The 14,338-nt window shown below is 54.3% G+C and carries 18 protein-coding genes; 4 read left to right on the top strand and 14 right to left on the bottom strand.

The annotated features are described in order from the left end of the window. Positions 1-287: 287 nt before the first annotated feature. The 5 genes from CJP46_RS02020 to CJP46_RS02000 all read right to left on the bottom strand — a co-directional run bounded on the left by CJP46_RS02020 (position 288) and on the right by CJP46_RS02000 (position 5,119). Positions 288-1,082 (bottom strand): ABC transporter ATP-binding protein, encoded by a 795-nt coding sequence (locus CJP46_RS02020; RefSeq protein WP_094593927.1) that lies wholly within the window; start codon positions 1,080-1,082, stop codon positions 288-290. Further along, positions 1,082-2,005 (bottom strand): ABC transporter permease, encoded by a 924-nt coding sequence (locus CJP46_RS02015; protein ID WP_094593926.1) that lies wholly within the window; start codon positions 2,003-2,005, stop codon positions 1,082-1,084. The genes CJP46_RS02020 and CJP46_RS02015 overlap by 1 nt, the downstream gene beginning before the upstream one ends. Positions 2,006-2,068: 63 nt before the next feature. Then, a complete protein-coding gene (locus CJP46_RS02010; RefSeq protein WP_094593925.1) occupies positions 2,069-3,121 on the bottom strand; it encodes an ABC transporter substrate-binding protein in 1,053 nt (350 codons plus the stop codon). Between the two features lie 234 nt (positions 3,122-3,355). Further along, positions 3,356-4,015, bottom strand: a complete 660-nt coding sequence (locus tag CJP46_RS02005) for an HAD family hydrolase (protein WP_094593924.1) — start codon at positions 4,013-4,015, stop codon at positions 3,356-3,358. Positions 4,016-4,186: 171 nt separating this feature from the next. Then, positions 4,187-5,119 (bottom strand): 1-phosphofructokinase family hexose kinase, encoded by a 933-nt coding sequence (locus tag CJP46_RS02000; protein ID WP_094593923.1) that lies wholly within the window; start codon positions 5,117-5,119, stop codon positions 4,187-4,189. Between the two features lie 309 nt (positions 5,120-5,428). On the opposite strand from CJP46_RS02000, the gene CJP46_RS36390 reads away from it, so the two are divergent. Further along, positions 5,429-5,761, top strand: coding sequence for a DUF3889 domain-containing protein (locus CJP46_RS36390; protein WP_179280992.1), 333 nt, complete (start codon positions 5,429-5,431; stop codon positions 5,759-5,761). A gap of 27 nt (positions 5,762-5,788) precedes the next feature. Here the strand turns inward: CJP46_RS36390 and CJP46_RS01990 are convergent, their stop codons facing one another. From CJP46_RS01990 to CJP46_RS37350, 3 genes are read right to left on the bottom strand one after another with little or no spacing between them, the layout of a single operon-like run. Continuing rightward, positions 5,789-6,373, bottom strand: a complete 585-nt coding sequence (locus CJP46_RS01990) for a histidine phosphatase family protein (RefSeq protein WP_094593921.1) — start codon at positions 6,371-6,373, stop codon at positions 5,789-5,791. Beyond that, complete coding sequence (gene fosB / locus CJP46_RS01985; protein ID WP_094593920.1) at positions 6,370-6,807, bottom strand: metallothiol transferase FosB; 438 nt, start codon at positions 6,805-6,807, stop codon at positions 6,370-6,372. The genes CJP46_RS01990 and fosB overlap by 4 nt, the downstream gene beginning before the upstream one ends. Positions 6,808-6,860: 53 nt before the next feature. Continuing rightward, positions 6,861-7,856 carry a tetratricopeptide repeat protein gene (locus CJP46_RS37350; RefSeq protein ID WP_306431028.1) on the bottom strand — a complete coding sequence of 332 codons (996 nt, stop codon included), beginning with the start codon at positions 7,854-7,856 and terminating at the stop codon, positions 6,861-6,863. Positions 7,857-8,051: 195 nt separating this feature from the next. Between CJP46_RS37350 and CJP46_RS01975 the strand changes: the two genes are divergently transcribed. Beyond that, positions 8,052-8,804, top strand: coding sequence for an MBL fold metallo-hydrolase (locus tag CJP46_RS01975; RefSeq protein ID WP_256992150.1), 753 nt, complete (start codon positions 8,052-8,054; stop codon positions 8,802-8,804). A 14-nt stretch (positions 8,805-8,818) separates the two neighbouring features. On the opposite strand, the gene murI is transcribed toward CJP46_RS01975, so the two are convergent. The 6 genes from murI to CJP46_RS01945 form a co-directional block, all read right to left on the bottom strand. Further along, entirely contained in the window at positions 8,819-9,625 is an 807-nt protein-coding gene (gene murI / locus CJP46_RS01970) for a glutamate racemase (RefSeq protein ID WP_094595023.1), read from the bottom strand. A gap of 99 nt (positions 9,626-9,724) precedes the next feature. Next, positions 9,725-10,234: a GNAT family N-acetyltransferase gene (locus CJP46_RS01965; RefSeq protein WP_094593919.1), complete on the bottom strand. Its 510-nt coding sequence runs from the start codon at positions 10,232-10,234 to the stop codon at positions 9,725-9,727. A 25-nt stretch (positions 10,235-10,259) separates the two neighbouring features. After that, positions 10,260-10,727 (bottom strand): DinB family protein, encoded by a 468-nt coding sequence (locus CJP46_RS01960; protein ID WP_094593918.1) that lies wholly within the window; start codon positions 10,725-10,727, stop codon positions 10,260-10,262. An 86-nt stretch (positions 10,728-10,813) separates the two neighbouring features. Next, a complete protein-coding gene (locus tag CJP46_RS01955; RefSeq protein ID WP_094593917.1) occupies positions 10,814-11,209 on the bottom strand; it encodes a VOC family protein in 396 nt (131 codons plus the stop codon). A gap of 36 nt (positions 11,210-11,245) precedes the next feature. After that, entirely contained in the window at positions 11,246-11,881 is a 636-nt protein-coding gene (locus CJP46_RS01950) for a pyridoxamine 5'-phosphate oxidase family protein (RefSeq protein ID WP_094593916.1), read from the bottom strand. Then, positions 11,878-12,075 carry a hypothetical protein gene (locus CJP46_RS01945; RefSeq protein WP_094593915.1) on the bottom strand — a complete coding sequence of 66 codons (198 nt, stop codon included), beginning with the start codon at positions 12,073-12,075 and terminating at the stop codon, positions 11,878-11,880. The genes CJP46_RS01950 and CJP46_RS01945 overlap by 4 nt, the downstream gene beginning before the upstream one ends. Positions 12,076-12,243: 168 nt before the next feature. Between CJP46_RS01945 and pepT the strand changes: the two genes are divergently transcribed. Next, positions 12,244-13,482, top strand: a complete 1,239-nt coding sequence (pepT, locus tag CJP46_RS01940) for a peptidase T (RefSeq protein WP_094595022.1) — start codon at positions 12,244-12,246, stop codon at positions 13,480-13,482. 2 nt (positions 13,483-13,484) lie between these two features. Further along, complete coding sequence (locus CJP46_RS01935; RefSeq protein ID WP_179281084.1) at positions 13,485-14,306, top strand: class I SAM-dependent methyltransferase; 822 nt, start codon at positions 13,485-13,487, stop codon at positions 14,304-14,306. Positions 14,307-14,338: the final 32 nt, after the last annotated feature.

The raw sequence follows: 14,338 nt of genomic DNA, 5'->3' as shown, positions 1-14,338 counted from the left end.
AGAATGAGCATTTCATTTCATTAAAATATTTTAGAACTAGTCGGAACGAATTTCAATAACTAGAGTTTCTTCGCGAGCAGGATCAACCGGTGACAGGCTGCATCCCCTAAGTGCTGCTGCGCGATTTCCCCGTGGTTCCGCCGAAGCGTCTCTTCATATCATTTGATGAAAATTCCGGGCAGTCGCCCCTTCGCATCTTCAGTGGATTTCCCTTGCCGGCGCAGAAAAAAATAGCCCCCCGCGGCTGTATCCGCGGAAGGCTCCTTTTTATTTATTTCGTCCGGTTCCTATCCCAAGACAACCCTGTCGTCGGATAGCTTATGTCCGCTGATTTGTTCGAACTCCGCCAGCAGTTCTTCGACGGTCAGCGTTTTTTTTCGGTTTTCGTTGATGTCCAGTATGATTCTGCCTTTGTCCATCATGATCAAACGGTTGCCGAGCCGGATCGCCTGCTCCATATTGTGCGTGACCATCAGGGTCGTCAGATTCAGCTCCCGGACAATCCGGTCGGTGATCCGGGTGATCAGCTCCGCCCTTGCGGGATCCAATGCCGCGGTATGCTCATCCAGCAGCAATATTTGCGGTTTGGTGAACGTTGCCATCAACAAGCTGAGTGCCTGCCGCTCCCCTCCGGACAGCAGACCGACCTTCGCCCGCAGCCGTTCTTCCAGGCCGATGCCGAGCTTGGACAGCTCTTCCTTGAACATGGCCCGCCGACCGGATTTGACGCTCAGTCCCAGTCCCCGCCGTTTGCCTCTTGCGTAGGCCATCGCCAGGTTTTCCTCGATCGTCATGTGGGGAGCGGTCCCCGCCATCGGATCCTGAAATACGCGGCCGATCCAGCGGCTCCGGCGGAATTCCGGCAGCGGGCTGATTGCCGCTCCCTCGATCCGCACATCCCCCGCGTCGGGTTTCATGACGCCGGAAATAACATTCATCAGCGTGGACTTGCCCGCCCCGTTGCTGCCGATCACCGTGACGAAGTCGCCGGGATTCAGCTTCAGCGAAATATTGTGCAGTGCAATTTTTTCATCCGGTGTGCCCGGGTTAAACAGCTTCGATACTCTGCTCAGTTCCAGCATCAGAAATCACCTCCGACCGTCCGACTTGTGCTGCTGCTAAGCTGGCCGGACAGCTCTTCGGTTCGGCGCTTGGCCAGCTGCTTCTGCCGAAGGGCGCGCCTTGCGGTTGGAAGCACCAAAGCGATGATAACGATGATGGCCGTGATGAGCTTTAGGTCGGACGTATCCAACCATTCCACCCGAAGCGCGAGCGCCACGACGATCCGGTACACAATCGCCCCGAGCACGACGGAAATGGTCGTATGGATCACGGTCGTCGATCCAAAAATCGCCTCACCGATAATGACGGATGCCAGCCCGATGACGATCATGCCGATCCCCATGGAAATATCCGCAAATCCGGACTGCTGGGCAATCAGCGCGCCGGAAAGAGCGACCAGCCCGTTGGCCAGGCTGACGCCGAGAACCGTCGTCGTGTTCGTGTTGGCGCCAAAACTGCGGATCATCCGGGCGTTATCTCCCGTCGCCCGCAATGCAAGCCCCAAATCGGTCCGCAGGAACAGATTCAGCAAAAGCAAAATCAGAATCACTGCGATCGGCATCGTGATGAATGCATCCACGGACGAAAAGACCGTGCTTTCCCCAAGCAGGGACGTGTTAGGTTTTCCCATAATCCGCATGTTGATCGAGTACAGCGCGATCATCATGATAATACCGGATAACAGCGCATTGATTTTCCCCTTGGTATGGAGAAGCCCGGTACAAATTCCCGCAAGAAGCCCGCCGCCAAACGCCGCAAGGCTTGCCAGCCATGGATTGTAGCCGTGGGTAATCATCACGGCGGCAATTCCGCCGCCGGTGGTAAAGCTGCCGTCCACCGTCAGATCCGGAAAATCAAGAATACGATAAGTGATATATACGCCGAGCGCCATCAGCGAGTACAGCAGCCCGAGCTCAAGCGCTCCCAGTAGTGAATCCAGCATGGTGTCAGCCTCCCTTATGACGAAGGGAGTGGACGAAGATACCGGCCACTCCCCCTCGATCGATTACTGAATAATATCGTTTTCTTTGTCCGTTACTTGATCCTTCATGGCGTCGGTTACCGTGATTCCCTGTGCTTCAGCCGCCTTCAGGTTAAGAATCAGGTCCAGCTTCTCCTGCATCGACACCTTCATGTCGCCCGGTTTTTTGCCGTTCTTCAAAATATCGACCGCCATCTGGCCCACCTGGTAGCCATGGTCATAGTATTTAAAACCGACCGTGGCGAAGGCTCCCTTCTCGACCGTATCCCGGTCGCTCGAGAAGAACGGAATGTGCTTCTCGTTCGCCAGCTGGATAATGGAATCCACGCCGTCAACGACGGTGTTGTCCAGTGTAATGAACAGCGCATCCACCCGTCCCACCAAGGACTCTGCAGCCTGCTTCACTTCCGACGTGTTCGTTACCGCCGCGCGCACCAGCTTGATATTATGCTTCTTCAGCGTTTCCTCGGCATTCTTAGCCATGACGATCGCGTTAGGCTCGCCTTCGTTAATGACGATGCCGACGTTCTTCACGTTCGGGAAACTCTCGGCGATGAAATCCATCAGGCGTTGAACCGCTACCGGATTCGTGTCCGAGCCCCCGGTTACGTTGCCCCCCGGTTGATCCAGGTTCGAGACGATCTTGGCATCCAGCGGATCGGTAACTGCCGCGAACAATACCGGTGTATCTTTCACTTGCTGAACGAGCGCCTGTGCCGAGCCGGTAGAAATGCCGAGAACGAGATCATTTTTGCCGGAGGCGATCTTTTGGGCAATGGAAAGGTTGTTAGCCGGATCTCCCTGCGCGTTGTTGAAATCGACCTTCAGGTTATCCCCTTCCGCAATCCCCGCGTCCTTCAGGGCGGCGATGAATCCCTCGCGCGTGGCATCCAGTGAAGGATGCTCGACGATTTGTGAAATGGCTACGGTGTAGTTTTTTTTGTCTGTGCTTGCCGCATCGGTGCCCCCGCCGGACTCAGCTCCGCCGGTCTTGCTGCCCGAGCTGCCACAGCCGGCCGCCGTGGTTACGAGAAGTGCGGACATCACGACGGATAATAGCAAATTTCTCTTTTTCATGTTCATAACCCCTTCCGATTCTCTTCTTTAACGCTTTCTCATACGAAAGCGTTAAAGTAAATAATTGCGAAAAATTCCGAACAAGCAGAGCACACGGGTGCATGAACTACCTGCCCGGACATTTTTCATAGAATTAAATAACCACTGGATTATTCATTATCATAAGGGGCACTGCCAATATACGTCAATCAATAAGTTGCAAAAAGTGCAGGTTTTTCCGGGCTTTTGTAAGCTTTACGATTCCAGCTCCCTGACAAGATCTTGCAGCTTCATCTCCGACATGCTGGAAATCATCATATCATAGCCTTCGAAAGGAAAGGTTTGCGTCATCGAATTGGGCACGACGACCGTATGTACGCCTGCTCCCTTGGCCGCGATAAAGCCGTTCAGCGAATCTTCAAACGACACCGCTTGGTCCGAGGTCACCTCCAGCTTCTGCAGCGCCAGCAGGTACAGCTCGGGATCCGGTTTGACCTTGGACACCAGGTCCGCCGTACAGATGACGTCGAAATATGACTCCAGCTTAAATTTGTTGAAATACGGCTCAATCCAGTCGTAATAGGAGCTTGAAGCCAGCGCAATCTTCAGACCGAGCTGCTTCGCCTCTGCCAAATAGTCCTCAACCCCCGGTCTGACTTCAACATCCTTAAGCAGCTCCCGGTAAATGACGTGGACCTTTTCCTTTACTAGAGCGGGATCCACTTCCCTCCCCGCGCATTCGGACAAATACGTATACGGATTAAACACGTCAAAATTGGTGCCTACGCACTTCGCATACGTTTCCAACGGCAGCTCGGTGCCATGCTCCCTGTAAATCTCGCAGAAAGCGTGATAGGCCGGCGTTTCAGTATCGACGATGAGTCCGTCAAAATCAAATATCAATGCTTGAATCAAGCCGTTCACCCCTTCTTTTTTCTGTCGATGTGCATGCCGCAATTTTGCTTTGCCGCATTAATAGATTCGCCTTGCTGCAGGGCTTTTCCTCCCTGATATCACCGGGTATGAAAACAGGCCGCGATTCAGCAATCGCGGCCTGGACAACTCATGATTCTGCGGATCGGGTTCTTATACTCTGCTGATCTCCACTTGCTCAAGCAGCTGGTGGAAGGTATCCGGATCGACGCTGCCGGCCATGGCCGACAAGGCATTCGCCGTCCCTGCGGCTGCAGCCATGGCGATGCCCTCCTCGACGGGAAGCTGCTTCAGCAATGACACGGCCATGCCTGCCACAAAGGAATCGCCGCAGCCTACCGTGTTGACCACTTGGATCGGTGGGGTTACGGCACGATAACGGCCCTGCGAAGTGACGGTCAGCGAGCCGGCACCGCCGAGCGACACGCAGACGCGCTCCATCCGGTATTCGCGGAGCAAATCTTCCATAGCCCGGATCAGCTCCTGCTCATCCCGAATGCCGGTGCCAAGCAGAGCAGCGACCTCGTCTTCATTGGGCTTGATCATATCGGGATTCGCCTGGAGTCCGAAACGGAGTGCGTCTCCGCTGGCGTCAAGAATCACGTACGCTCCTTCCCGCTTGGCCGCGCCGACAAGGCGGATGTAATAATCCGCCGGGGCGCCAGCCGGCAGGCTGCCGCTGATGCAGACGACCTTCGACGTGCGTGCCAGGGCGGCCATCGTCTGCTCCATCGCGTCAAGCGCCCGGGAATCCACCACCGGACCGGGCTCCAGGAGTTCCGTGGACGAGCCGGTCTCTTCATCGATGATGTTGAGGCACAGCCTCGACTCCCCTTCCACAGCGACAAAATGATGTGCAATGTTCATTTCATCCAGCTGCTTCTTGATGATTTCCCCGTTCATGCCACCAACGATGCCCGAAGCAGTAACTTCCGCCCCGAGCTGCGCGGCTACCTTGGCTACATTGTTTCCTTTGCCCCCAGGGGCCGCCAAATACTGTCTGACCCGGGATACTTTCCCGAGCGGAAAAGCCGGCAAATAGTATGTCTTGTCAATGGCTGCATTCATGGTTACGGTCGTTATCATATGATCCCATCCCATCTATGGCTTGATTTAGCAAGGCAGGTCCGATGCCTGTATCTCCGCCGTATGATGCCATCTGCCTATGTATTGCTCTGTTACGAAAAGCATTGTTTCGGCTAATACTGGATGAATCCCGGCTTCCGGCAGGGCCGTAAAGCAATTACACGATTTCAGCACTCACTTGCCGGTTTTATTCACAGAGAAACCATGGATCCATTCCTCATAGACCTGCAAAACATGGGAATTCTATGTATGCCGGTACTCTTTGCTGCATGTGAACGGTCCAATTTTAATCCAGGAGGCTGTAGAGCTATGAAGTGGATGTCCGCCGTATTCATCAAATCCATCGCCATGTCCCTCGCGCTTTCTCTTGCGCTGCTCGTTGCCGAGCCGGACCCTTCGGTTGATCCTCCCTATGCCAAATGGGGATTGATCGCCGTGAAGGAAGCCCAGAAAAAATATAACTCGGAAATTTCGGATTACCAGCATATCGGACGCATCAACCTGTCGCCGACGGAGGCGGAGGAAACGTTCAAGCTGCTGTTAAACCGCCAAGGAGCACCTGCTGCCGTGATTGTTACCGTCCGGTTTAACACGGTGACCGAAAGACTGATTACGATTAAGTTCAGGGAAACGCAGCCCTAAGTCCGAATCATAACAAGCAGATGAAGTTCAGCTCGTCAACTGCTCCAGATGTTTGACGCAGTTGAAGAGCCCGCACTCCCAGCTTTCCTCGATCTTTCGGATGATCGTAATGGAGGTGTTGTGCAGATGCTCCGACGTATCCGTGTGGGGAATAAGAACGGGCAGCAGCGTACCGATCAGCGCCCCATGGCTCACCACGAGGACGCGTCCATCAGGATGGCTGGCGCAAATATCCATGACCGCCTCCATGCCTCTGGCAATCATTGAGTCGTCGGTCTCGATCCCGAGATCCAGCGCCGCCCAGTTATCACCCCACCGAAGCACCCGGTCGTCCTCCACCGTTCCTTCGATCTGCCCGCAGTGGATTTCCCGCAGCCGCGGATCGATCCGGACGCTGAGCCCCAGCGTTGCGGCAATCGTCTCAGCCGTTTCCAGCGCCCGCGACAAATCGCTGGCATAGACGGCGTCCCACTGCTCATTCTTCAGTCGTGCAGCCAAAGCTCTCGCCTGGGCCCGTCCGGTTTCGTTCAAAGGGACATCCGTCTGTCCTTGCGCCCTGCGCTCAATGTTCCAATCCGTGATGCCGTGCCTTACAAATCCGATCATCGTCATTTGCCAACATCCTCCCTGTCGTAAAACTGCATATGGCTTTTCGTCTCCCGATAATAGGCTAGCCGATCCTCCAGCGTGCCGGTATGGAGCTCAAACCGGTGCCCGTCCGGGTCCAGAAAATATACCGAGAGCTTGTCCCTCTCATCCCGTTGCCTCCCCGGAAGCACGCGAACCCCGTATGCCTGCAGGCGGGACAGCCAGTCCTCAAAATCCTGATCTTTCACGGTAAAGGCGATATGCGTATATGTCGATGGTGTATCCTTCCGCTCCGCATCCTCCTGATTAAGCGCGATCCAGAGTCCGGCAAGATCAAAGTAAGCCAGCTTCCGGCCCTGCACAAGCAGCTGCGCTCCCAGGACGTCCCTGTAAAACGCGGTGGAACGGTCCAGATCCGAAACGGAAAAGCAGAAGTGATTCACGCCTTGGATGTTCATGGTACCTCCTTTATTCAGCCTATACATCCACACCCGGATTGCCGCAAGCAGGGCTAATCCCACACCCGATCCAGCTTATCGGCATAAAAGGCAATCGCCTTCCGGTAGGATTGAATCCCGCTGTCCGAGCTGGTTTCCGCCAACTGTCCAAGGAGCATTTCCATCGCGGCGGCATGCTCCCCCAGATTATACAGAGCCATCGCATAAAAAACAGAAAATTCCCTTCGTGCGGGAAACCGCTCCATCGCCTGCTTCAGCAGGTCCTTCGCGTCTTCATATCGCCCCAGCGTACGGTATGTACTTCCCAGCCCGAGCATTGCCCCCGCCAGTTCTTCGCCCTGCAGTCCGAGCGAAATCGCCTTTTCATAATAAGGTACGGCTTCCTTTTCCAGGCCAAGCACGTCATGAGTCCATGCAGTCTGGTACAAGATCTCCGGATGCTCTGGCCGGTCCGCGAGCAAGCTAAGCCAAATTTCCCTGGACTTCTCGGCTTTTCCCGACTGCCGGAGCGCCACGGCGTTCTCAAAGGTGCGGCGGCCGGCAAAATCTTCTTTTCCGGCTCTGAAAATGATCAGGTGACCATCCTTCAGGCGATACTCCCGAAAACCGAGCCTTTTCAGCACCTTTTGGGAACGGGGATGATCCTGTTCCACATGCGCTTCAATTTCGTCCAGCTTCATGACGTCAAAGCCGACCTTCATCAGTTCTTCGAGCGCCTCAGGCATATACCCGCTGCCCCAATACTCCGGGGACAGATCATAGCCCATTTCCGCCCTCTCCCTTTCCCCGTCACGGACCCAACAATGGAATCCGCAGGTGCCCATAAACGCTCCGTTCTCACGGTCGAAAATGGCATACCTGCAGCCGGAACTGCGTGTGAGTGCTATAATCTCGTCCGCTTCCTCCCTGCTCTCCAAAGGCTCGATATCCATGAAACGGGTGACCTCCGGGTTGGAGAACAGCCGAAATACGGCTTCCCGGTCCACCGGCTCAAGCGGTCTCAATCGCAGCCTCACCGTATGCAGAACAGGGTACTGAACATCATGCATCGACCGGCTCCCTTCATGTTTATTTGGTAATTTTCAAAGCGGATCACTACATTAATCATCAGTTCACAAAATTAAACTTGACAAAAATTATTATTTATGTTATAATATAATATTTACTTTGACTTTGTGCCCTTCTATCCGTATCATAGACTCTGTCATGAAATCCATGAGTTAGAATTAGGGAGGAATCGAACGATGAGTACGAACCAATCTGCCGGGAGCTTGTACATGCTGGACATAACCGCCGTCATGATGGGCAGCGTCAACACCGTCCACCCCGTGGTCATCACAGACGGAAACCATACGCTCCTGATTGACACAGGCTATCCCGGGCAGTATCCCCTCTTGCGGGATACGCTGAAGTCCCATGGCCTTTCCATCGATACGCTTACCCATGTCATCATCACGCATCAGGATTTGGATCATATCGGCAGTCTGCCAGCCATACTTCAACACGCCGCTCAATCGGTCGAAGTGATGTCCAGCCAAGATGAAAAGCCCTATATCCAGGGAGAGAAACGGTTGATCAAGATAACCCCGGAGGCCATAGAGCGGGCCAAAGCGGCTCTGCCTCCAGAGGTGCCTGCTGAATGGCGGAATGCCTTCATCTCCACCCTGGAGAATCCGCCCCGGTCCCCGGTCGATACGATCATCCATGAAGGGGAAGAGCTCCCCATCTGCGGAGGCATCGTCGTGATCGGTACACCGGGACACACTCCCGGACATATCAGTTTATACCATCGGCCGACCCGGACGCTGATCGCAGCCGACGCCCTTCGGGTCGTTGACGGTGAACTGCACGGGCCGGACCCCTCCGCGACCGTCGATATGCCGCTTGCGAAGCTGTCCATCGCCCAGCTGGCCGCCTACGACATCGCATCTGTCATCTGCTACCATGGCGGCCGCTATGACGGCCCCGTTTTACAGCGGCTAACCGAGCTAAGCTGATCCGCTCGTTCCGCTTAAAAGCTAGGATCAACGGCGTGTTCGTTGCCTGCAACCTGAGTGCTGTAGTAATCGTACGCGGCTTGCATTTTCGCCATATATTCGGAATCCTGGCTGGAGCACGCAAAGCGGATATCTCCCCCCCGCTGCGTTCCGGATATTCCTGTTTTTTTTAGGATATAGTCCAGTCTCCGCACTGTCCCGGCGCTTCCGTCTATGATTTCAATATGCGGCGGCAGGATCTGTTGCAGGATCCGGGTGTAAAAAGGAAAATGCGTGCATCCGAGCACCAGGGTCCCATATTCCTCCAGCCGGTAATCCGCGAATTTGTCCGTAAAATAGCGAGTCATCCTGTCCAGGTCAAACTCGAGCGATTCGCAGTACCCTACGAGCTCTGGGAGCGGCAGGGAGTCCACAATGCTATGGTCATCTACCCTGGATATCAACTGGGTGTATTTAGACTGGTGCAGAGTCAGCGGAGTGGCCGCCACCAGCACCCTTTTCCCGGTCATCCGGTTCTTTTCGACCGCTGGCTTAACCGCGGGCTCCATCCCGATGATCGGAATGTTATATTCCCGGCGCAGTTCCTCCGCCGCGGCACTCGTCGCCGTATTGCAGGCAATGACGAGCGCCTTGATCTCGTCCTGCAGAATCATGTCCACGGACTGGCGGACATAATCCAGAACCTGACCCTTTGTCTTGGTTCCGTAAGGAACGTGAAGCGTGTCTGCAAAAAATAAAAAGTCTTCGTTGGGCAGCTGCTTTACGGCTTCAGACAGCACGGTCAGTCCGCCGAGGCCTGAATCAAAAAGCGCAATTCGCATGTTGTTCACCTGATTTTTCTTAATAATTGCTCCGGACGCCATTTAACCGGCTGCCCGGCGATTTTGCCTTCCGGGGCCGTCAGCCCCGGAGTTATTATATCATGTTGTCCGGGTTTCTTCGGAAAATCTGTAAACCATGCCGGTAAAGAGCACGTTCTCGCCCCCTACCAGCGAGGTAAACTCGCATATCTCCTTGAATCCTGCCCGGCTGTATACCTTCACTGCACGCTGATTGAATTTGGCCACGGCCAGACGGATCCCCATTCCGGGAAACTTATCGGAAACATAAGCCATGCCTCCTTTTACAAAATCCAGCCCGGCACCATGCCCCGTCAGCTCGGGTTTCATTCCCAGGCCGTAATCGACGCAAGTATCATCCGCGTATAACCCGGCCCCATAACCTCCGGCAACCCTGGCCGAATTGCCCGTGCAGTAAAACCCGAATGGGTTTCCGGCGGCATCCGTCACTGCTGCGTAGTCCCCGTTCATCAACTCGGATATGTCTTCCTCATCTGCTTCCATACTATAGAAGTCATACGGTGCCGGATATCGCCATGTAGAAATTCGGGCGGCAAATTCCGGGGACATCGGTTGAATCCGCATTTCCATCCTTTTCGTAACCTTCCTTCAAGATCTACTTCTCACCTAACCCGCGTCCGATAAAATTGGCGGAAACCCTTGGCACATGGAGCTCTTTGGCCCAAACGGACAGCTGACCCATATGATGAATTTCATGGGCAATGACGTGCTTTGCAACCTCCCCATAACGCAGGGGCTCAGCGTGCCAGCTGGCCTTGACGATTTCTCCGTCCCGCTCTGGGTTTCTGTCCAGAATCAGCGGACGCAGCTCCGTGACATAGCGATCCGACAGGGCCTTAACAGCGCTCAGGGTTGCGTAATCCTCGAATTTTGGTTCTTCAGCTTCCATGCCTTCCGCAGCAAGCATCCAGCTGTACTCGACGTCAGCGACATGGAATAGGGTTTTGAGGATGGAACCCACCCCGCCCGTTCGCTCCTTCAGCTGTTCTTCATGACTTAGCTGCTCACAGACGTCAAACCATTCATCGCGCACCTGCCAATTGTATAGAAAAAGGGATTTCATCATTTCCTCCTTATGTTATGAACCCTACGCTTGCCACGACCGGGCGAACCCGGGGAATTCGTTGTGGAAGCTCAAATGTTTTTGAATCACAGCTCCTGCTTTGTTTTCCTCAAAGGGGTGGCAATCATCCATACATGGCCGAATGGATCCCTGATCTTCCCGACCGAGTCTCCATGAGGCTGCGCGGCAACCTCCCTAAGCGTAACCGCTCCTGCGGAAACAGCCTTGTTCGCTGTATCCAAAGCATCCTCAACGACGATGTACAAAATCACCGGCGTTCCTCCAAGCGTTTCTGCTGCGGTATTATGTTCAGGAAACTCGTCAGCGACCATAAACCGGGCATCGCCTGCCCGCATTTCGGCATGCGATGTTCTCCCGTCGTCCGTAAGGATACGGTTCACTTCCGAGGCACCGAACACCGATTGGTAAAAAACAATTGCCGCCGCGGCGTCATGCACTGCTAGCATCGGAATGATACTCATGGCCAGCCCCCTTGGTAAAAGATGATATCAGATCTATTAGTATAATCGCTTTTCATAGCTCTCTGCCAGTGACCTCGCGACCTGCTCCTCCGTTACCTTCAGACCGCGCGCGTGCTCTGCGATGATGGCAGCAGGATTTGGAAGCTCCTCCTCCTCCGGCCAATGCTCCGGATTCCACAGTTTGGAGCGCTTGAAGGCTTTGGCGCAGTGAATATAACACTCCTCGATCTCCACGCCGATGCCTATCTGCGGAATTTTCCCCTGGGCGGACAGCTTCTCCATCAGTTCAGGATCCGTGGTGATGCAGGCCTTCCCGTTCATTCTGAGCGTCTCCTCCAGCCCTGGGATGATAAAGATCAGCCCGGCATGCGGGTTCTGCACAATATTCAGAAGCGAATCATACCTCCGGTTCCCGGGTCTTTCCGGTATGACCAGCCGCGTATCATCCATTATGTATACAAAGCCTGGCGCATCGCCGCGGGGCGATACGTCGCAGTTGCCCCTCGCATCGCTGGTGGACAGAAACAGCAGCGGAGACTTGGAAATAAAATCGCGGCAGTGGTGATCCAAACGCGAAATGGCCTTGTTCCTGACCAATTCGCTGGGTGGACTGCTCAGTGATCGAAGCTCCTCCGCCGATTGGATGGTCGCCTTAAAAGGACCTGTAGTCATCGCTCATCCCCCGGTTTCTCATTCATTTTGTATATAATGTAGTCCAGCTTTTCCTCAACTCTCCTCAAGGCGGCATCGGATTTTCTGACATGCCTGCTGCCGTTGGATACGTATTTGAACAAGCCGAAGAAGAACAAAAGGATCAAACCAATCACGACAAGCGAAAATACAAGGCTGAACACATTAACGGTCACTTCCAACGCACCTCCATAACCTATTATAATTCGTTTTGGACGGGGAGGACAGCCCGGCCGCGGCTCTTTTGCCCTCCCGGCTTTTCGGATCAAGCTTGTGATTTTGCCCCTGGCCCATGATATCATATGAAGTAGTACACCAATTTACATAAAGGGAGCTGAAGGATGTTGAAACAGGAAATCATGGACCGGTTAATCACTTACGCCAGGGTGGAAACCCAATCGAATGAAGAAAGCAGCACTACGCCTTCGACCCCGGGGCAGCTTACCCTCGCGCGAATGCTGGTGGAAGAGCTGAATTCCATCGGTATGAAGGACGTCACGATGGATGAAAACGGCTATGTCATGGCCGCGCTTCATTCCAATACGGACAAGGACGGCGTGCCGACGATCGGCTTCCTCGCCCACGTGGATACCGCAACGGATTTTACAGGCAAAGGCGTAAATCCGCAAATCGTTGACAACTATGATGGTGGCGACATCGTTCTGAATGCGGGGCTTGGCGTCGTTCTTTCTCCGAAGCTGTTTCCTGAACTGCCTCAATATAAAGGACATACGCTGATCACGACGGACGGAACGACCCTGCTTGGCGCGGATAACAAAGCCGGCATTGCCGAAATTATGACGGCGATGGCCTACTTGATCGGCCATCCGGAAATCAAGCACGGGACGGTCAGAGTCGCTTTTACCCCCGATGAGGAAATCGGCCGCGGCCCTGAGAAATTCGATGTTGCCGCCTTTAACGCCGATTTTGCCTACACCGTGGACGGTGGTCCCCTCGGGGAGCTGGAATATGAGAGCTTTAACGCGGCCAAGGCCAGCATCACGATTCAAGGAACCAACGTTCATCCGGGCACGGCGAAGAACAAGATGGTGAACTCGATCAAAATCGCCATGGAGCTGAATTCCATGCTTCCTCCGGAGCAGGCTCCTGAGCATACGGAAGGCTACGAAGGGTTCTACCATCTGCTCTCGCAAAACGGGGACACCGAACGGACGAAGATGGAGTACATCATCCGCGACTTTGACCGGACGGAGTTTACTGCCAAGAAGGAGCATCTGATCCAGGTCGTGAAGCAGCTTCAAGCAAAATACGGCGAGGAACGCGTCACGCTGGAAATGCGCGATCAATACTACAACATGAGAGAAAAAATCGAACCCGTGAAGGAAATCGTCGACGTAGCCTATGAAGCGATGGAAAGCCTCGGTATCACGCCGCTCGTCAAGCCGATCCGCGGCGGAACGGACGGCTCCCAGCTCTCCTATATGGGACTGCCGACACCGAATATTTTTACAGGCGGAGAAAACTTCCACGGCAAGTTCGAATACATTTCCGTCGACAATATGCTGAAGTCGGTACAGGTTATCATCGAAATTCTGAAGCGTTTTGAAACAAGAGGCGTATGAGCATCGTTCCGGAGGGAAACAACCAGCGCAACATCGACCGTTTCTCCGGATACGGGGATACTTACGACCGCTACCGGCCCGCAGCACCTCCCCTTGTGACGTCCCTGCTGTCAGGGTACCTGCAGCACAGGCCCGAGCTGGTGCTCGATCTGGGCTGCGGTACCGGACTGTCCACGCTAATCTGGAAAGAGCATGCAGACCAGGTCATCGGCATCGAGCCGAATGACGATATGCGCAGCGTAGCGGAATTCAAGCTGGAGCGTTTGAATGACTCCGCCCATGTTCGCTTTATCTCGGGCTACTCTAACCAGCTTGCCGTCGGCAGCGAAACCGCCGATATGATCACATGCTCGCAGTCTTTTCATTGGATGGAGCCTTCAAGCACGCTGTTGGAGGCTGCCCGGGTGCTGAAGCCCGGCGGCATCTTCGCCGCCTATGACTGCGATTGGCCGCCGACGCTGCACTGGCAGGTCGAGCAGGCCTACGAAGAAGTGATCAACCGGGCGGACGACATCATCCGCAAGCTCCTCAGCCAAGAGAAGCGGGCCGTCAAAAGGGATAAGGAAAAACATCTCGCGAGCATTCAGGACAGCGGCCATTTCCGGTTCACAAAGGAAATCGTGTTTCATCATGCGGAGAATTGCGATGCCGAACGGTACTTCGGAATCGCGATGAGCCAGGGCGGGGTTCAAACGGTTCTGCGGCTAAACTCGAACGAGCTGGATGAAGACATTGAACGGTTTAAACGGATCGTCGATGACTTCTTCCAGGGAAAGACGCTGCAGGTTTTGTTCAGCTACCGGATGAGACTCGGTGTTAAATAAACGGGGTCCGCTTCTGCGGAATTTCGTGAAGA

This window comes from Paenibacillus sp. XY044 (assembly GCF_002257645.1).
In the GTDB taxonomy this organism is placed as follows: domain Bacteria; phylum Bacillota; class Bacilli; order Paenibacillales; family Paenibacillaceae; genus Paenibacillus_AQ.
Note: the sequence above shows the minus strand (reverse complement) of the source record. Positions and strands in the feature narration are given on the sequence as shown.